This is a genomic window from Campylobacter sp. MIT 12-8780 (genome assembly GCF_006864535.1).
Taxonomy (GTDB): domain Bacteria; phylum Campylobacterota; class Campylobacteria; order Campylobacterales; family Campylobacteraceae; genus Campylobacter_D.
The window spans coordinates 180,697-198,138 of sequence record NZ_QHLL01000003.1 but is presented as its reverse complement, the minus strand read 5'-3'; the positions used below and the strand labels follow the sequence as shown (position 1 = coordinate 198,138).

The following is a 17,442-nucleotide window of genomic DNA, read 5'->3' as shown; positions in this document are numbered from 1 at the left end:
ATGCAAATGGTGCAAAACTACCCAGCCAAACTTCCTGTTTTGGTTGAAGATGAACTTTTTTTATACCCTTTTATGATAACGCCGATTTTTTTAAGCGATATTGACAATATCAAAGCCCTTGAGCTTGCGCTTAAAAATGAAAGTATGATTTTTGTCGCTCCTTCTAAATTTGAAGGTGCAAGAACCTTTAATGAAATTTATGATTGTGGAGTTATAGGCACGATTATGCGTAAAGTGCCTTTGCCCGATGGACGCATAAAAATCCTTTTTCAAGGTTATGCTAAGGGTAAGATCATCAAACAAAGCGGACAAAAGCCTTTGATGGCTGAGGTTGATTTGATCCAGCAAAAAATTCCAGAAGCGAGCAAAAACGAAGCCTTGCTTGCTGTTTTAAAAGAAAAAGTGCGTGCTTTAGCTTCAATGAGTCATTATTTTAGTCCTGATTTGTTAAGAAGCATAGAAGAAGGTGTTGATAGTGCAAGGATTTGCGATCTTATCTTAAATACCATACGCATTAAAAAGCAAACTGCCTATGAGTTTTTTATAGAAGTTGATTTAGAACAAAAAATGCTTAAACTCATAGCCTTAATCGCTGAAGAAATAGAAACAAACAAACTTCAAAAAGAGATCAAAAGTAAGGTGCACTCAAAGATCGATAAGGTTAATAAAGAATATTTTTTAAAAGAGCAATTAAGACAAATTCAAAGTGAACTTGGCTTTGATGCGCAAAAAGAAGATGAGGCTAGGGATTATCATACTAAGCTTGAGGCGAAGAAAAAATTCATGTATGAAGAAGCCTATAAAGAGATTAAAAAGCAGATTGAAAAATTTGAACGCATTCATCAAGATAATTCAGAAGCAAGTATGCTTCAAACCTACATAGAAACAGCCCTTGAAGTGCCTTTTGAAAAGCTAGCGAAAAAAAAGCTTGACATCAAAGAAGTAAGCAAACAGCTCAATAAAGATCATTACGCCCTAAATAAGCCAAAAGAAAGAATAGAAGAGTATTTTGCTGTGCGTGAGCTTTTGGAAAAAAGAGGAGTTGCTGATAAGGACGGCGCTAAGGTGATCTTGTGTTTATATGGACCTCCTGGTGTTGGTAAAACAAGCCTTGCAAACTCAGTAGCTAAGGCTTTAAAAAGAGAACTCATACGCATAGCTTTAGGCGGACTTGAGGATGTGAATGAACTAAGAGGACACCGCCGCACTTATATAGGAGCCATGCCAGGACGCATAGTCCAAGGTCTTATAGAAGCAAAACAGATCAATCCTGTTGTCGTGCTTGATGAGATCGATAAGATCAACAGAAGCTTTAGAGGCGATCCAAGTGCAGCACTTTTAGAGATACTTGATCCAGAGCAAAATGCTAAATTTAGGGATTATTATTTAAATTTTAATATAGATTTAAGTAAGATCATCTTTATCGCCACAGCCAATGATATTAGCCAAATTCCAGCTCCCTTAAGAGATAGAATGGAATTTATTGAGCTTAGCTCTTATACTCCAAGTGAGAAATTTGCTATAGCCAAAAACTATCTTATCCCTGATGAGCTTAAAAAACATGGTTTAAAAAGTACAGAACTAAGTATTAGCAAAGATGCAACTGAGCTGATGATTAGCGAATATACAAGAGAATCAGGAGTAAGAACCTTAAGACGAAAAGTGGCTGAATTATGCCGCAAAGCAGCAAAAAAACTTCTGCTTGAAGAAGGCAAAAAGATCAGCATCACAGCTAAGAATTTAAACGCTTTTTTAGATAAAAAAGTCTATGAGATCGAAAAACAAAGCGGAAAAGATGAGATAGGACAAGTCAATGGGCTTGCTTGGACGGCTGTGGGTGGAGATGTACTTAAAATCGAAGCCATTAAGATCAAAGGTAAAGGCGAGCTTGTGCTTACTGGCTCGCTAGGCGATGTGATGAAAGAAAGCGCGCGTATAGCCTTTAGTGTGGTGAAAGTTTTAATCGATGAAAACAAGCTTAAAGTACCTAAAAAGCTTTTTTATAAGCTAAAAGAAAATGTTTATGATCAATACAATATCCACCTGCATGTTCCAGATGGAGCTACCCCAAAAGATGGACCAAGTGCAGGTATAACCATGTGCGTGGCTTTAGCAAGCGTATTTAGCGGAAGAAAGGTGCGTTCAGATGTAGCTATGACAGGCGAGCTTGATCTTATGGGCAAGGTTTTGCCAATTGGCGGACTTAAAGAAAAGCTCATTGCTGCGTATAAAGCAGACATAAAAACAGCTTTAATTCCACAGAAAAACTATGAAAGGGATTTAAAAGAAATTCCAGATGAGGTAAAGCAAAATCTTGAGATTATCCCAGTTAAGAGCTTTGATGAGGTTTTAAAATATGCCTTGCTTTAAGCTTTGCTCTTTAGTTTTTAAAAATATGAAAGCATAAGCCTTGCAAGAGCTTGTTTTTTCTCAATTCAAACAAGGCTATCGTTATAATAGTGATTCTTTGCTTTTGTTTGACTTTGTGTTAAAACAAAGACTTAAAGGCAGACTTTTAGATATGGGTTGTGGGTGCGGGATCATAGGCTTAATGCTTAAAGCCTTTGTGCCACAAATCAAGCTTGTTTTGCTTGATATTGTAGAGCAAAATTGTGCTTTAGCAAGGAAAAATGCAGAGCAAAATGAGCTTGAAGCTGAGGTGCTTTGTGTGGATTTTAAGGAATTTATCCAAAGGCAAGCATTTGATATCATCGTTTCAAATCCGCCATTTTATAGTCTTAAAGCTATGCGTTCACAAGATGAGCATAAAAATATGGCTAAATTTCAAGATAGTTTAAACTTAAAAGACTTCATTCATCAAGCAAGCCTTGCTTTAAAACCTCAGGGTAAATTGTATTTTTGTTATGAGGCTTTGGCTTTGGCTAAGATCGTGCAGTGTTTGAGTGAGTTTAAGTTAAACTTAAGTCAAATTCAAAGCGTGCATAAGAGCAAAGATGATAAAGCAAGATTGCTTTTGATCGAAGCTAGAAAAGGTTCAAAAGCCCCTTGTGCCTTTTTAGCCCCTTTTTGTATGTATGAAAATGGCATTTTAAGCCCACAAATGAAGGCTTTGCAAGCAAATATAAGGATAAAAAGTAATGATATATAAACAAGGTTTTGATTTTTGTTTTGATGAAAAGGCTTGCGTAGCTTGTGGTGGTAAATGCTGTGTTGGTGAAAGTGGCAATATCTTTGCAAGTTTTGAAGAGCTAGAAGCTATAAGAGCTTTTTTGGGGCTTGAAAAGGCTGAGTTTGTAAAAACTTATCTGCGAAAAGTGGGCTTAAGATATAGTTTTAAAGAATGTGAATTTGAGAATGGTTTTGCGTGTATTTTTTTTGATCAAAAAAAGAAAAATTGCAGTATTTACGAGCTGCGTCCAAAGCAGTGTAGGACTTTTCCCTTTTGGGATTATTTTAAAAAACACAAAGAGGAATTAAAAAACGAATGTATAGGTATATATTTTTAGCGTTATTACTTGTAAATTTCAGTGCTTGTGTTGTAAAGACTTCATCTTTTTCAAGTCCTTATGCTCTTGATACAAAGCAACAAAGCCTTGATTTTAAGCTTTTAGAAGCAATGACTTATAATGAAATGGGCGAAGCTTTAAAGTCTAGAGATATGTTTTTAGAGCTTTTTGCTGAGTATAAAGATGAAAAACTTATCGAAAATGCCTTTATGATTAGCATTTTTAACAATCTTGACAAAAAAGATGAGTTGTATGAGCTTGCAAAGCCTTATTTTAATCAAAGCCCTGATTTAATGCGTTTGGGCGTGCTTTATCATATACAAAAACAAGATACTAAGAGTGCTAAAAATTTGCTTGAGGAGCTTATTTTAAGAGATAAGGACTTTAGAAATTATGAACTTTTGGGCGATATTTACGCTCAAAATAGACAATTTGCTCTTTCTTTGCAAAATTATTATCTCGCAAAAAAATACCTTAAAGAAGAGTTGGATCCAAATGAGAATTTAAGTCTTAAAATTGCTGATAATGAGCTTATTTTAGGGCAAAAACAAAATGCAAAAAAAGAGCTTGAGAGCTTTGTATCAAAAACGGGTTGTTCTTTAAAAATTTGTTCTTTGCTTGCAAATTTATACAGCGAGCTTGGCGAAAAAGAAAAATTACAAAACTTACTTTTCAAACTTTATGAGCTTACGCAAAATAAAGCTTATCTTGATGATAGCGTGCGTTTGCTTTATGAGGATAAAAAATATCAAGAAGCCCTTAATCTAACCCTTGCATATAATCTTGATGAAAACTTTGCTTTTGCACTTTTTTCTGCTTTAAAAAAGGAACAAGAGGCATATCATTTTGCTTTAAAAGCGTATAAAAAAACAAACAATAAAAGATTTTTACTCATTGCTGCAACGACTGAATTTGAGCTTGCTTTAAAAGCAAAAAAAGTTGATGAAAAGGTGCTTGAGTCTGTAATTGCAAAATTTGAAGAAGGGATTGATGAAACAAGCGAGGCTTTATTTTTGAATTATTATGGATATTTGCTTATCGATCATGATAAGGACATTCAAAAAGGTATAGAGCTTGTGCAAAGGGCTTTGAAGCTTGAAAATAATAATTTATTTTTTATAGACTCTTTAGCTTGGGGGTATTATAAGCAAAATCAGTGTCAAAAGGCTTGGGAGCTTATGCTTGAAACTATGCACGATAAAGAATTTATTGATTCAGCAGAGTCAAAAGCACATATTAAAGCCATTCAAAAATGCTTGCAAGAGGAGAAAAAATGATCTTAGAAGATATTTTTAAAAAAACAAAACAGGATTTAGAGCTAAGAAAAAAAAGCGTAAGCTTGGCAGAGCTTGAAAAAAAGGCATTTACTCGTAATGTAAAAGATTTTTTTGCTTTTTTTAGCAAGGATACAAAAAAAATTCAAGTCATTGCTGAGGTAAAAAAAGCAAGTCCAAGTAAAGGCGTGATAAGGGCTGATTTTAAGCCACTTCAGATTGCTTTAAATTATGAAGCAGCAGGAGCGTGTGGGATTTCGGTTTTAACAGAGCCTCATTATTTTCAAGGTTCGCTTGAGTATTTAGAACAAATTGCCCAAAAAGTATCCTTGCCTTTATTGAGAAAAGATTTTATCTTTGATGAGTATCAAATACTTGAAGCTAGAGCTTTTGGAGCAGATTTTATTTTATTGATTGCTAAGATGCTTGATAAAAATGAGCTTAAAAGTTTGTATGAGTTTGCAAAGTCTTTAAATTTAGAAGTTTTATTTGAGGTGCATAATAAAGAAGATTTAGACAAGGCATTGTTCGTAGATGCAAATATCATTGGCATTAATCATAGAAATTTAAATGATTTTACGATGAATATGAGGCTATGTGAAGAGCTTATAGCCTTTATGCCAAGAGATAAATTTATCGTGGCTGAAAGTGGCTTGGATAGCAAAAAAGTGCTTTTAGAGTTACAAGAAATAGGGGTAAATGCCTTTTTGATGGGCGAGTATTTTATGAGGCAGAGCGATGAAAAGCTGGCGTTAAAAAGCTTGATCGAGCAGTAAAGTACTAAAAAAGGAGTGAAAATGCAGCACTTATATGCACCTTGGAGGCAGCAGTATTTTGAGGAAGACAGGAGTATTTGTCCTTTTTGTGCGGCGAGTAAAAAGCTTAGAAGCGATGAGGAATTGGGCGTATTTTTTAGGGCGAAGTATTGTTTTGGTGTGATGAATTTATATCCGTATTCGCCCGGGCATTTTATGATTATCCCTTATACGCACGAAGAAAATATCGAAAATTTAGAGTTTGAAATTTGGCAGGAGATGAGTGAAAAAGTGCGTGAGGGGGTGAAAATTTTAAAAGAGAGTTTTCATGCAAAAGGTGTAAATATAGGTATGAACTTAGGCGAGCAAGCAGGAGCTGGCATAAGCATGCATTGTCATTACCATCTTGTGCCAAGGTGGAATGGTGACACAAATTTCATCACAACCATAGGACAAACAAGGGTTTGCAGTAGGGACTTAAAAGAAGTGTATCTTAAGCTTTGCGAGGCATTTTCAAGCTGATTAGTCTTTTAGTTTTTTTGTAAAATAAAATTTTTGTGTTTTTTAACTAATGTAAAAAAAGCTAGTTTAAAATTTTCTTGAATTTTTTGTATATGCAAGAAAGTAGAACACAGCAAAGCAAGCCTAAAGAGGTTTGCTTTGTTATTTCAATCCATTTGCTTGCGAATCCAAGTTGGCACTTCTAAATGAGTGATGATTTCATCATTATTAAAAGTTCCTGTCATACCAAGCCCAACATAAGGAGCTTTTTTGCTTTCGTTTTCCTTACTTACAGCAGGATCTATTTTCCCATGCTGATCTTGGTATTCAAAGCCAGTAGCGATGATAGTTACTTCAACACTATCTTCTTCCATGCTTTCATCTTCATAGTAGCCATATTTATAGCTTACATCGCTACCTAGTGATTCTGCTAAGCTTTGAGCTGCAGCATCTATTTGTAAGAAAGGAAAACTTGGATGGTGTTTAAAATTCAAGATAAGTCCTTTAGCATTTTTGACATTAAGCCCATCAAGTAAAGGAGATTCAAGAGCGTTTGCAAGAGCTTCCATGGCCGCATTTTCACCTTGTGCAGAGCCCATACCCATTAAGGCTAAGCCTCTATGACTCATTATAGTTTTAATATCAGCAAAATCAACATTCACGCGTCCATTATCAAGCAAGATTGATACCATACCTTTAACTGCACGAGCTAAAACATCATCGATTAATGCATATACTTCCCTTGCTGAGGCTTTTTTATCGATGAGATTTTTGACTTTTTCATTTTGAATGACAAGTATAGAATCACTTTCTTTTTTAAGTTCTGTTAAGCCTGCTTCAGCAAATTTTTTCTTTTTTGCCCCTTCAAAAGCAAAAGGCATAGTGATAACAGAAACGGTTAAAGCACCTACTTCTTTAGCGGCTCTAGCTACGATAGGAGTAGCTCCAGTGCCTGTGCCACCGCCAAAACCAGAAGCTATAAAGACAATATCACTTTGATCAAGAGCGGCTTTAATCTCTTCGAAGTTTTCTTTTGCGCTTTCAGCTCCCACATCTGGATCGCCACCAGCTCCGAGTCCTCTTGTAGTTTTTTCTCCAAGTTGAATTTTGGTTTTGGCTAAAGATTTGGTAAGTGCTTGTCCGTCTGTATTCGCTACGATAAGATCAAGATTATTTAAGCCCATATTCATCATGTGGTTGATCATATTGCCACCGCCACCACCGCAGCCTATAATCTTAATCTTTGCACCCTTTGCGTGCTGCATTTCTTCAACCGTAAATTCACTCATAATCCGCTCCTCAATTAAAATTGGTTTGTTAATTTATCCCACAAACGAGACAATACACCATCAGTTTTTTTGCCTTTTGTTGTTCTTAAATCCAAATGATCTTTAATCGCTATTGTATCATTTTCTTGTAAATTTTCATCTACAAATTCGCTTTTTCTTTCATCATCTTCTTCGACTAAAACAAGTTCTTGTTTGATTGGTGCGTTATAAAGCTCAAGTTCGCCTTTGTAGCGGAGCTTTTGATTTGAATCAAGCTCATAAGGTGTAAAATACCCAGCCCCATATAAACAAAGTCCTATAGCACAAGTATTTTCAGGATCTGAAAAAATTTCAGCAAAACCAGAAATAAGATCTTTTCTTGCGCTTGCTACACGCACGGATTTATTATCAAACATTGCAGAAGTTAGCTCATCAATACTTGCCAGCTTTGTCATACCTCCGGTAAGCACTATGCCAGCACCAGCAGTATTCGCATAAGGGTTCTCGCTTAGTATTTTTGCTAAAATCATCAAAGTTTCATCAGCTCTTGCGTAAATGACATTTGAAATAACCTCAAGCTTGTATTCATTCACTTTTTTTTCATCACCCATAGAAGGCACTTGTATAAGGGTATTTGGCTGATTGGAAAGATTTGCGTAATTAAGTTTGATCTTTTCAGCCTCTTTTAAAGGTGTATGCAAGGCGATGGATAAGTCTTGAGTGATGTTGTTTGATCCTATAGGTAAGCATTCATTTGCCCGCACTGAGTTGCCCATATGAACAACTATATCACAAATTGCCCCGCCCATATCCACAAGCACAGCCCCAAGTTCTTTTTCACTTTCATCAAGACAAGCAATAGCTGAAGCATAGCCTGAAAGCACGAAGTTATCCACTCTTAGATCAGCTAGCTCAACGGCTTTTTTGAGGTTTTTGATATGCGCTTCTTGTGAAATGATGATATGAGTAGCCACTTCTAAGCGATTGCCACTCATTCCTAAGGGATCATCAACATGCTCTAAATCATCAACTTTAAAATTATAAGGCAAAACATGAATGATTTCATAGCCACTTGGGATATTTGCAGTAAGTTTTGCAGTGCTTACGGCTCGGTGAATTTCTTTTATGCTGATCTCATGATCTGGTATATTTGCAACGCCTATGCTATCAACACTTTTAGCATAAGAACCAGATATAGAAACCACAACCTTATCATAATGCACTCCACTCATCATTTGAGCATTCCTAACGGCTTGTTCTATGGACTTTGAAGAAAGCTCTATGTTAGTGATCGCACCTTTTTTTACGCCTTGAGTTTTAGCTTTTCCAAAACCTATTATCTTAAGTCCCTCTTCATCTTTTTGCGCTAGTATCGCACAAGTTTGCGTTGAGCCTAGATCAATTCCTAAAATATTCAATTTATATTCCCTTTATAATAAATTTCTACTGCGTATCTTTTGCGAAGTTCTGTAAGCAACTCTTGTCTTAACTCACTTGCTTTGGCATTTTTAGCTTCTTGTTCTAAGGTTGTTTTGTATTCGTTAAGTTTTGAGTTATTAAGCAAATTTTGTGCTTTAATCTCATATAAAATTGCCTTATCATCAAGTAAGACAAAGGACTTGTTTTGATCTGAATTAAACACATTCATTAAAAAAAGGCTAAATTCAGCATCATTCATCACTTCTTCATCGACACGTTCAGGATTTCTTAAAGAGTCTCTACTTACTGAGCCTATGTTTTTGCCTTTAAAATTATTTAAAGCTTCCTTGGCTTGTTTTTCAAGCTCTGCTTTTCTTTCTTGCTCTTCATAGATCGGCAAAACTTGTTCCCTTGCCTCTTCAAAACTTTTTGTTCGCACGCCCTCGTAAGCGTTTAATCTTACTATCATATAGCCATCTTCAAATTTAAAAGGCTTAAGCACGCCACCAGCATTTGTTTTTTCAAGCAATTCTAAAGGATAGTAAATATCTGTTTGGTTAAGGATAAGTTCTTTTTGAAAGTCAAGTTCTTTTTTATTTAGGGCAAGGTATTTTTGATTAGCTTCATCTTTGAGTTTATCAAGTCCCAAGTCTTTTTTGAGCTCTTCTTTGGCTTCTTGAAAACTTAAAATTTTGCCACTAAAATCAGTATAATTTTGCTTATTTTTGTCATAGTATGTTTGCAACTCAGCCTCGCTAAATTCGTGTTTTTCTAAAGGGATAAAATAGTTTGAGATAAAATACCTTTTTTCAGTTTTAAAGTCCTCTTTTATCCCTTGCCAAAGTGCTTCAAGCTTGGTTTCATTGATATCGATTTTAACATTTTTGGCTTTAAAAGGTTCTATGCTTAAAACATCTTGCATAAAATAATTTGAAGCAAGCATCTTTAGTTCTTCTTCTTTCACGGGCAGATTAAAAAGCACGCTAAGTTTGCGAAGTAAAATATCGCTTGCGAGCATATCTTCGTATTGGCTTGCTTTGATATCATTTTGTGCGAGTATGCTATAATATATATTTTTATCAAAGCCTTTGTTGCTATCCCAAAAGTTTTCATCAGAGATTAAAAGATTTAAAATTTCATCCTCGCTCACACTTAAGCCGAGCGTTTTTGCAAAAGAAACGAGCAGTTTATCCTCAACGAGGCTTTGCAAAGCTAGTGTATCAAGACCTTGTTCTTTTGCTTTAGCTTCTGTGAGTGTGCCATTGCTGATTTGGTTAAAATAAGTAAAAATTCGGTTAAATTTTTGATTAAACTCAACAAAGCTTATTTTTTCATCGCCAACTTTTGCTACAGAAGTATTTCGGTTGAAATTTAAATCCACGCTTCCCCAGCTTACCGCACCTGCTCCAACAAAAGCAATCGCACTTATCCACATCGTAATAACAAGCCATTTTTTATGTCTTTGCATCCAAGTAATCATTTATTATTCCTAAAAAATTTGTGTAAAATAAAGCCTTATTCTACCCTATAAGTGTTTAATTTGAGTTTAAAAATTGTAAATTTTCAAGATATTTATGTGCGTATTTTATCTTTGTTTTGCTATCATTACAAAAAATAAAGATAACAGAGGTTTAAAATTGCAAGCTATCCATACCCCCGTTTTGCAAACTGAAGTTTTAAAGGTGTTTGAAGGGCTTGATGATGGGATATTTTTAGACTGCACTTTGGGGTTTAGCGGACATAGTAAAGCCATTTTAAAAGCCCATAAAAAACTAAGATTAATCGCTTGTGATAAAGATGATGAGGCATTGAGTTTTTCAAGGCAAAATTTACAAGAATTTGGCTCAAGAGTGCGTTTGATTAAAAGTGATTTTAAAGAAATTTTAGGCAAACTTTCTTGTGATGAGCTTATGCAAGTAAGGGGCGTGCTTGCTGATATAGGGGTTTCATCTTTGCATTTAGATAAAGATGAAAGAGGTTTTAGCGTGCATTCAAACTATCTTGATATGCGTATGAATCAAGAGCAAAGCTTGAGTGCATACGAGCTTGTAAATTCCTATACACCAGCTCAATTAGAGCATATTTTTAAAGAATTTGCAGAGCTTAAAGATGCAAGAGTTTTGGCTGAAAAAATTTGCATACAAAGAGCAAAAAAGCCTATAAGCTCAGCTAAAGAACTTGCCCAAATCATTGGCACACAAAGCGTGAATGGCAGAAGAGTATCAAAAGCTGTGCTTGCTTTTCAAGCCATTCGTATTGAGGTTAATGGCGAGTTAGAAGCATTAAAGCAGTTTTTGCATACTTGCAAAGTGCTTAAAAACTGCACGCTGGCTGTTATCAGCTTTCATTCTTTAGAAGATGCTTTGGTGAAAAATGCTTTTAAAGATTTTGCTCGTGCGTGTATTTGCGATGAAAAGGCTTTAAAATGCGAGTGTGGAGCAAATCATAGCTTAGGTAGAGTGCTGAGTAAAAAACCTATTGTGGCAAGCGAGGCTGAAAAAAGAGCAAATTCTCGTTCAAGTTGTGCTAAAATGAGAGCTTTTTATTTTAATTAAGGTGAAAAATGCTAGATGATGATTTTTTAAAAGAACGTCAAAATATACGCGAAAAAATGCTTCGATACTCAAGAGCTGTAAAAGAGGGCAGGGTAAGGGCTGAAGCTGAGCAAATGCCACCAGATGATGATATACTCAAACGCAGATTAAATAAAAACAAAAAACAAAGCTTTGATTTTTTTGATCAGGATTTTTTAGAGCCAAAAACAAAAGGTAATATCTATCTTAAAGAGGATTTAATCAATGTCAAGCTTGAAGAAAAAAAGAAATTTGGCTTTGCATTTTTAGCCAAGCTCAAACAAAAAAAGAGCAAAAATATCAAGCAAACAAGCGAAAATAAAAAAGCAAATTTAGACAAGCAAAGCGCCCAAAAACAGAGCAAAAAAGAAAAAAGTAAGCTTTTGCAAGGTATAAATTTTTTTGGTGATAAAAAAGCAAAAACAAGCATTCAGCAAACCACTACAAAGCAAATTCATACCCAGCACATAAATACCGCACAAACACCAAGCAAAAGAGAAAAACTCACAAATTTAAACTCACAAACACAACATAAAGAAAGCATAAATTTAAACTCACAAACGCAAAAAAACTCGCAAAAAAACTTAAATTTGCAACAAGTAAAACTTCCAAATGATGAAAAAAATCAAACAAATTTACAAGCTCAAGATTCTTTAAAGCAAGCAAAGGCTTCAAATCAAGCACTTAATTTAAAACAAACGCATATGAATGCAAACGATCAGAGTTTAGAACAAGTCAAAAACACACACAACTTTTCACCACTTGAGCAAGAAAACAACTCACATACTAAAAATACGCTTCTTGAGGGCTTTAAAGAGGCTACCCAAGAAGAAAAAAACCTAAATTTCAACCAGCTTTTATTTGCTTTTTTGTTGATCTTTTTTGCTTGTGTGGTGTTTATCCCACAAATTTATATACGAAATAATATTTATTATTTAAGTAGAGAAATAGGCACTTTGCGTAACCAAGAAAGTGTTTTAAATGAGGAAAATAAAGAGCTTAGAAGAGGGCTTGAAAATATGCGTTTTCAAAATCAAATTTTAGATTATTTAGAGTGATTTATTCTTTTTGTTCATTTTGTATGATTTGCTCTAAAATATAGCTTTCTAAATTTGGTTTTGAGATCATATGTTTTGGGAGTTTGTGATAAATTTCCTCAAGAAGTTTTGAATATCTTTCATATTCAAAGCAAGGAAAATGCTCGTCCCAAGCCTTTTTAATGAGTTTTTTTGTCATACTTTTTCGTGTGTAAATTTTAAACATATCAAAAAAGATAAAAATGGCGGCTGTAACACCAATGGCACTGATAATGCTAAAATGAAAATCAACGATTTGAAAACCAGAATGCGTTAAGAGTATGAGTGGCACAAGCACGATTGCACACAGCACAGCAAAGATTAAATAAGCGTTAAATTCTTGAAATTTAAAATGAAGTTTTGCTGGATCAATAGACATTTTTTCATTATACAAAGCATTTGCTTCAAGCAAATCAAGCAAATTTACAGGCTGATTTGACACCTTAAAAAGTTTTTTTAAAATCCATTCTTTGATTTTTTGCATTTTTTTCCTTGAAAAATTTCTAGGCTTATCTTAACATAAATTTGTTTAAGCTCATTTAAATTTTTAACCTTCTTGATATCTAAAAATACTCATAAAAAAAGCTTGATTTTTTGACAAAGGGCTTGATTTTAGCCTTTGGAATTGAAATATTATCTTGACTTCGGATGACATATGGGAATTCAAAATGCACCAATATATCCTCATCGTCCTTATCGCCTACATTAAAAGTCGTGTATTCCATACGATCGCTAATATCTGGTGCTTCATCATCCTCATCCTCGCCTTCCCACGCTTCATTAAGTTCTTTCTGCAAGACATCAATAAATTTTTTATTCACATTCACTAAATCTGAAAGCTTTGTGCTAACAAAGGCTAAGTCTTTAATCGAAAAAACAGCGTGGGAATATATAGTGTTTGGATGCGGCGTGCCTCTGTAAAAATACTCCCCTGAGCTTACAAAACTTATTGCTTTTGTATCAGCACCTGCTCCAGTAAATGCTTCATAACTCCCGCCTGCAAAGTAATCTAAAGTATGTTCTTGCATTTGTTCTCTAGCGGCTTTTTCAAACTCCTCAAAACTCATATTTTTAGCTTCTAATTCAAGAATCCCAATGTTTGCAGGTTTGATAAAAAATACATTATCTTCATAATAATAAGTAGCTAGCTCTCCATCATCATTCAACCACTCTTTGTTTTCCTCAGTTATTAGCTCATAGCTTTTTTGTGCTTTCATTGAGTATGCATCAAGACGAGAAATTTTACCCTCAAGCAAATCAACCTCACTCAAAACCACTCGTAAAGCTTTGCTTTGCTTGCCTTTTGGCGTGCTTTTCCACTCTCCTTTGATATTTAAGGGCTGTTTTTTATCATCTAGGATTTTTTCTAAATCATTTTGCGTGAGCTTAAATACAAAGCTTTCATCTTTAGATTCTGTAAAAAGCTCAAGGCTTTCTTGTTTCAGCTCGCCATATATGGGGATATTTTTTTGAAACTTATCATACAAATACACACCCTTCACATTAACTGCGTGATTTTCATCTTCTACAATACTAGTTACAAGCTTTATCGTGATAGGGTATTTTGAATCAAGCTTTCCTTTGAGCGTGAAAAAATATATGCTAAAAGCAGGCTCAAAACTCTCAAAATCCTTAGTTTCATCCTGTGCAAAAGTAAGATGAAACAACAAAAGTAAAATAATGCTTAGTCTTTTCATTTTTTTCCTTGATTTGTTTTTGGCTCAATTTGATTTAAATACTCCTTGATTTGCTTGCTCTGAGCTTCACTTAAACTTATAAAACTTATCAAATCGATCTTAGAAAGGAGTAAATCCTCAGCCTTTATCCTATCATCATTTTTACCTGTGTCAAGTGAAGTTAAGGCAGTTTGAGCGATTAAAAGCCTGCCATCATCTTGGGTTCTTAGCCCCCAAACAGCGTGAATTGCCGCATTTTGATCTTGCACCTTTCCTACATAAAGCATGATATGCCCTTTCATACCGAGTAAACTTTCATAAGGCTTAGCAAATTTTGTGATAAAGTCTTGTTTTTGTTTATCATTTAAAAAGCTTACATCAAAGTTTTTTAAAGCCTTGCTTTGTGCTCTTGAATTTCGTGGTAAATGCACGCCAAAACTTGTAAAAAAATCTCTTACAAACAAAGAACAATCTCTCTCAAAATCATACCCACCCCAACCATAGGGACGACTTAAAAGCTGAGCTAATAAAGTTTTAACATTTGTATCATTAAAACGCAAAGGAAAAGGGCTAAAATACTTTTTACTAAGTCTTACTTTTTTGTCCCCAATCTTACTTAAAAAATACCCCTTTTCTTCAGCATAATACGGATAAATCGCTCCTATCCTTGCTTCAAAAGCAAATTTACCCTTTTCATCATACACACTTACTCGCTCTTTTATAGGCGTAAGGAAGTTTAAATTTTCATAAGTTCTAGCTCTTTTCTCATCAAAAAGCGTTAAATTCTTAGCCTCAACAAAGCCCCAACCACTTTCTGCTAAAACAAAAGCATAACGTTTATCTTTGCTGTAGTGAGAGATCAGCACAGGTGAGCCCACATTTAAAACGCTATCAAGCGAGTAGTCAAATGGCACACCCTCGCTGTTTTTAAAAGGATTTTGCAAAATAGCTGTTTGAGTGGGGATATTTCTTAAAAAGCTATTTTCTATGACAAGAGCTTTTTTCTTAAGTTTTAAAAAATCTTTTGTGTTGGCATTATCTATCAAAGCCTTAAAATACGCTTTATCTATAGGCTTTTTGTTGAAAAAATAATAATTTTTGTTTGGGTTAAGATAAATTTGAAAAGACCAAAATATATCTTGGGTATTTTTTATCTTAGGTTTTATATGCCAAGCGTAAAAAAACTTGTCTTTATAAGCTTTTGCAGAGTTTTTTTTGCTTTGTTTTAGTTCGCTTAACTCACTTATGTTTTGCTTAAGCTCTAAACTTGCGTAAAATTGTGCTTCAAGGTTTTGGGTATTTTTTATGCTAGGGTTTTGAAAATTTTTGTTTTTGCTGCTACACGCAAGAAAAAAACACAAGAAAAATATAAGAAAAAAACGCATTATTTAACCTTAAATTCATAAAAATAGCTATAATTATAAAATGAAAATGGTAAATTACCTCAAGCAAATTTTACAAAATAACAATGTTTTTTTAAGCGGTGGGGCTGGGGTTGGTAAGTCTCATCTTGTAAACGCTTTAAAAAAGGATTTAAGACTAAGTGGCAAAAATGTCATTGCACTTGGTTCAACAGCTATTTCAGCTTTTAATATCAGCGGTGTTACTCTACACAGCTTCTTTGCTTTAGGAATTTGTAATACCTTAGATGAGCTTTTAAAGCTTGATAAAAAGCAAAAAGAAAAGCTTGTCAAGCTTCAAAAAATCCTTAAAAATCTTGATTTGCTTATCATTGATGAAATTTCTATGGTGAGTGCTGAGTTGTTTGAGCTCTTTGCTTTTCGCTTAAGAACGAGTCAGTTTCAAGGCAAGGTTTTGGTTGTAGGGGACTTTTTACAGCTTCCTCCTGTGCTTAAAAAAGAGCAAATCAGTGAAAAAAGCCTTTTTTCTGGGGCGTATTATGCTTTTTCTTCACTTTCTTGGGCGGATTTTGCTTTTAAAAATGTCTTTTTAAAGAGTGCAAAGCGGACAAATGATTTGCTTTTTTATAATCATCTTTCAAATTTAAGGCAGGGTAGGGTTAATGAGGAGCTTTTGACTTATTTTGAAAATTTACTCATCTCAAAACAAGAGCTTTCTAGGATAGATGATGATTATACTTTGCTTTGCTCCACAAATAAAAAAGCCGAGCTTATCAATAATGAAAAATTAAACAAACTTGAAGGCAAGCTTTTTGAATTTAAGGCTTTGGCTGTGAAAAATGATGCAAATTTAGACGAGCTTAGTTTTGAAAAATGGCGAAAAAGCCTTAATGTGAGCGAGAATTTAAAGCTTAAAGTGGGAGCAAAAATAGTATTTTGCATAAATAATTACGAAGCAGGGTATTTTAACGGCGAGCAGGGCAAGGTCAGTGCTTTTGTAAATGAGCAGGGCAAGGACTTAATCGAGATTGAAAAGGATAATGGCGAATTAATCTATCTTGATCGCTATAGCTTTACTCTTGAGGATTTAAGCGATGATGATAGGGTGCTTGCAAGTGTGAGTCAGTTTCCCATTAAGCTTGCTTATGCTATCACCATTCATAAGGCTCAGGGTATGAGTATAGCGCGTTTAGTGTGTGATATAGGCTGGATTTTTGAAAATGCCCAGCTTTATGTAGCGCTTTCAAGAGCAAGTCAGCCACAAAATTTAAAGCTTGTATATGAGGGTAAGGACTTTAAGGCTCATTTTATCAAGGCTTTAAAGCTTGATGAAAATGCTCTTGATTTTTATAAAAAAGCTGATTTTATCGATCTTGAAAAGGAAGTGGAATGAAAAAGATAGTTTTGTTTTTATTTTTGCCTTTGTTTGTATTCAGTCAAAGTTTAAAAATAGAAAATTTACGCACTGAAATTTATAGCAAGGCAGGCAAAAACACACTTAAAAAGGTGCAAATCAGCCTTGAATTTGAGGGCAAAAATGTGAAGGAAAATGAAAGCAAGATTATCGATGCGAGCAATACTATCATTTCAAGCTTTTTTTATGAAGATCTTTTTACTGAGCTTGGTAAACTAAGATTTAAAGAGACTTTGCAACGTTTTATTAACAAAAAATACAAGCTTGAGATCGATGGAGTGTATATCTTAGCCTTAAAAGGTATAGAAAAATTTGATATAGAAGAGCTTAAAAACTTTTTAAAAGATACTGAAGTAAGCGATGAACAAAAAGAAATCGCCCAAAAAATCATCAAAAAAGATGAAGAAAAAAATACCAGTACCTTTGATCTTAAAGTCCCAGATGATCTTAAAATACCAGAAATTAAAGCTCTAAGCGATCCAAGCTCACTTTTAGTGCCAGATATCGACACGCAAAATTTGAGTGTAGATAGTATCGATCCTAAGGCTTTAGAACTACCAAGTTATGAGGCTTTACCAAAAATGCTTCAGCTTAAAGATAAAAATATCAGCCTTGATTCAAATTTAAGTTTTTAAGTTTAAATTTAAAAGTAAAAAGG

At 34.4% G+C, this 17,442-nt stretch carries 15 protein-coding genes and 1 pseudogene; 10 read left to right on the top strand and 6 right to left on the bottom strand.

The features are described from left to right. From lon to DMB95_RS03555, 6 genes are read left to right on the top strand one after another with little or no spacing between them, the layout of a single operon-like run. Complete coding sequence (lon, locus tag DMB95_RS03580) at window positions 1-2,370, top strand: endopeptidase La (RefSeq protein WP_142930956.1); 2,370 nt, start codon at window positions 1-3, stop codon at window positions 2,368-2,370. A gap of 40 nt (window positions 2,371-2,410) precedes the next feature. Then, window positions 2,411-3,109: a tRNA1(Val) (adenine(37)-N6)-methyltransferase gene (locus DMB95_RS03575; protein ID WP_142930955.1), complete on the top strand. Its 699-nt coding sequence runs from the start codon at window positions 2,411-2,413 to the stop codon at window positions 3,107-3,109. Continuing rightward, window positions 3,099-3,467 (top strand): YkgJ family cysteine cluster protein, encoded by a 369-nt coding sequence (locus DMB95_RS03570; RefSeq protein ID WP_142930954.1) that lies wholly within the window; start codon window positions 3,099-3,101, stop codon window positions 3,465-3,467. Before DMB95_RS03575 ends, DMB95_RS03570 begins: the two co-directional genes overlap by 11 nt. Continuing rightward, complete coding sequence (locus tag DMB95_RS03565; RefSeq protein ID WP_142930953.1) at window positions 3,446-4,744, top strand: tetratricopeptide repeat protein; 1,299 nt, start codon at window positions 3,446-3,448, stop codon at window positions 4,742-4,744. Before DMB95_RS03570 ends, DMB95_RS03565 begins: the two co-directional genes overlap by 22 nt. Beyond that, window positions 4,741-5,517, top strand: coding sequence for an indole-3-glycerol phosphate synthase TrpC (gene trpC, locus DMB95_RS03560; RefSeq protein ID WP_142930952.1), 777 nt, complete (start codon window positions 4,741-4,743; stop codon window positions 5,515-5,517). Before DMB95_RS03565 ends, trpC begins: the two co-directional genes overlap by 4 nt. A 21-nt stretch (window positions 5,518-5,538) precedes the next feature. Next, a complete protein-coding gene (locus DMB95_RS03555; RefSeq protein WP_142930951.1) occupies window positions 5,539-6,018 on the top strand; it encodes an HIT family protein in 480 nt (159 codons plus the stop codon). Window positions 6,019-6,164: 146 nt separating this feature from the next. Here the strand turns inward: DMB95_RS03555 and ftsZ are convergent, their stop codons facing one another. The 3 genes from ftsZ to DMB95_RS03540 are packed head-to-tail and all read right to left on the bottom strand — an operon-like array spanning window position 6,165 to window position 10,164. Then, window positions 6,165-7,286, bottom strand: coding sequence for a cell division protein FtsZ (gene ftsZ, locus DMB95_RS03550; protein ID WP_142930950.1), 1,122 nt, complete (start codon window positions 7,284-7,286; stop codon window positions 6,165-6,167). 14 nt (window positions 7,287-7,300) lie between these two features. Continuing rightward, window positions 7,301-8,683 carry a cell division protein FtsA gene (gene ftsA, locus DMB95_RS03545; RefSeq protein WP_142930949.1) on the bottom strand — a complete coding sequence of 461 codons (1,383 nt, stop codon included), beginning with the start codon at window positions 8,681-8,683 and terminating at the stop codon, window positions 7,301-7,303. Next, window positions 8,680-10,164, bottom strand: coding sequence for a peptidylprolyl isomerase (locus DMB95_RS03540; RefSeq protein ID WP_142930948.1), 1,485 nt, complete (start codon window positions 10,162-10,164; stop codon window positions 8,680-8,682). The genes ftsA and DMB95_RS03540 overlap by 4 nt, the downstream gene beginning before the upstream one ends. A gap of 157 nt (window positions 10,165-10,321) precedes the next feature. Between DMB95_RS03540 and rsmH the strand changes: the two genes are divergently transcribed. Beyond that, on the top strand, window positions 10,322-11,239 hold the full coding sequence (gene rsmH, locus DMB95_RS03535) for a 16S rRNA (cytosine(1402)-N(4))-methyltransferase RsmH (RefSeq protein ID WP_142930947.1): 918 nt from the start codon (window positions 10,322-10,324) through the stop codon (window positions 11,237-11,239). Between the two features lie 806 nt (window positions 11,240-12,045). Beyond that, window positions 12,046-12,315, top strand: a pseudogene (locus DMB95_RS09850) (hypothetical protein); the annotation flags it as partial. A gap of 1 nt (window position 12,316) precedes the next feature. Here DMB95_RS09850 and DMB95_RS03525 read toward each other — a convergent pair. The 3 genes from DMB95_RS03525 to DMB95_RS03515 form a co-directional block, all read right to left on the bottom strand. Further along, entirely contained in the window at window positions 12,317-12,817 is a 501-nt protein-coding gene (locus DMB95_RS03525) for a hypothetical protein (RefSeq protein WP_142930945.1), read from the bottom strand. A 79-nt stretch (window positions 12,818-12,896) separates the two neighbouring features. Beyond that, a complete protein-coding gene (locus DMB95_RS03520) occupies window positions 12,897-14,030 on the bottom strand; it encodes a hypothetical protein (RefSeq protein ID WP_142930944.1) in 1,134 nt (377 codons plus the stop codon). After that, window positions 14,027-15,394, bottom strand: coding sequence for an SH3 domain-containing C40 family peptidase (locus DMB95_RS03515; RefSeq protein ID WP_142930943.1), 1,368 nt, complete (start codon window positions 15,392-15,394; stop codon window positions 14,027-14,029). Before DMB95_RS03515 ends, DMB95_RS03520 begins: the two co-directional genes overlap by 4 nt. Window positions 15,395-15,440: 46 nt before the next feature. On the opposite strand from DMB95_RS03515, the gene DMB95_RS03510 reads away from it, so the two are divergent. Further along, on the top strand, window positions 15,441-16,763 hold the full coding sequence (locus tag DMB95_RS03510; protein ID WP_142930942.1) for an ATP-dependent DNA helicase: 1,323 nt from the start codon (window positions 15,441-15,443) through the stop codon (window positions 16,761-16,763). Next, complete coding sequence (locus DMB95_RS03505; protein ID WP_142930941.1) at window positions 16,760-17,419, top strand: flagellar basal body-associated FliL family protein; 660 nt, start codon at window positions 16,760-16,762, stop codon at window positions 17,417-17,419. Before DMB95_RS03510 ends, DMB95_RS03505 begins: the two co-directional genes overlap by 4 nt. Window positions 17,420-17,442 lie beyond the last annotated feature (23 nt).

What these genes read in the sequence shown, in the direction of transcription:
- lon (WP_142930956.1), top strand. Translation starts at nt 1, where the DNA reads ATGCAAATGGTGCAAAACTACCCAGCCAAACTTCCTGTTTTGGTTGAA.
- DMB95_RS03570 (WP_142930954.1), top strand. Translation starts at nt 3,099, where the DNA reads ATGATATATAAACAAGGTTTTGATTTTTGTTTTGATGAAAAGGCTTGC.
- DMB95_RS03565 (WP_142930953.1), top strand. Translation starts at nt 3,446, where the DNA reads ATGTATAGGTATATATTTTTAGCGTTATTACTTGTAAATTTCAGTGCT.
- trpC (WP_142930952.1), top strand. Translation starts at nt 4,741, where the DNA reads ATGATCTTAGAAGATATTTTTAAAAAAACAAAACAGGATTTAGAGCTA.
- DMB95_RS03555 (WP_142930951.1), top strand. Translation starts at nt 5,539, where the DNA reads ATGCAGCACTTATATGCACCTTGGAGGCAGCAGTATTTTGAGGAAGAC.
- ftsZ (WP_142930950.1), bottom strand. Translation starts at nt 7,286, where the DNA reads ATGAGTGAATTTACGGTTGAAGAAATGCAGCACGCAAAGGGTGCAAAG.
- DMB95_RS03540 (WP_142930948.1), bottom strand. Translation starts at nt 10,164, where the DNA reads ATGATTACTTGGATGCAAAGACATAAAAAATGGCTTGTTATTACGATG.
- DMB95_RS03525 (WP_142930945.1), bottom strand. Translation starts at nt 12,817, where the DNA reads ATGCAAAAAATCAAAGAATGGATTTTAAAAAAACTTTTTAAGGTGTCA.
- DMB95_RS03520 (WP_142930944.1), bottom strand. Translation starts at nt 14,030, where the DNA reads ATGAAAAGACTAAGCATTATTTTACTTTTGTTGTTTCATCTTACTTTT.
- DMB95_RS03515 (WP_142930943.1), bottom strand. Translation starts at nt 15,394, where the DNA reads ATGCGTTTTTTTCTTATATTTTTCTTGTGTTTTTTTCTTGCGTGTAGC.
- DMB95_RS03510 (WP_142930942.1), top strand. Translation starts at nt 15,441, where the DNA reads ATGGTAAATTACCTCAAGCAAATTTTACAAAATAACAATGTTTTTTTA.
- DMB95_RS03505 (WP_142930941.1), top strand. Translation starts at nt 16,760, where the DNA reads ATGAAAAAGATAGTTTTGTTTTTATTTTTGCCTTTGTTTGTATTCAGT.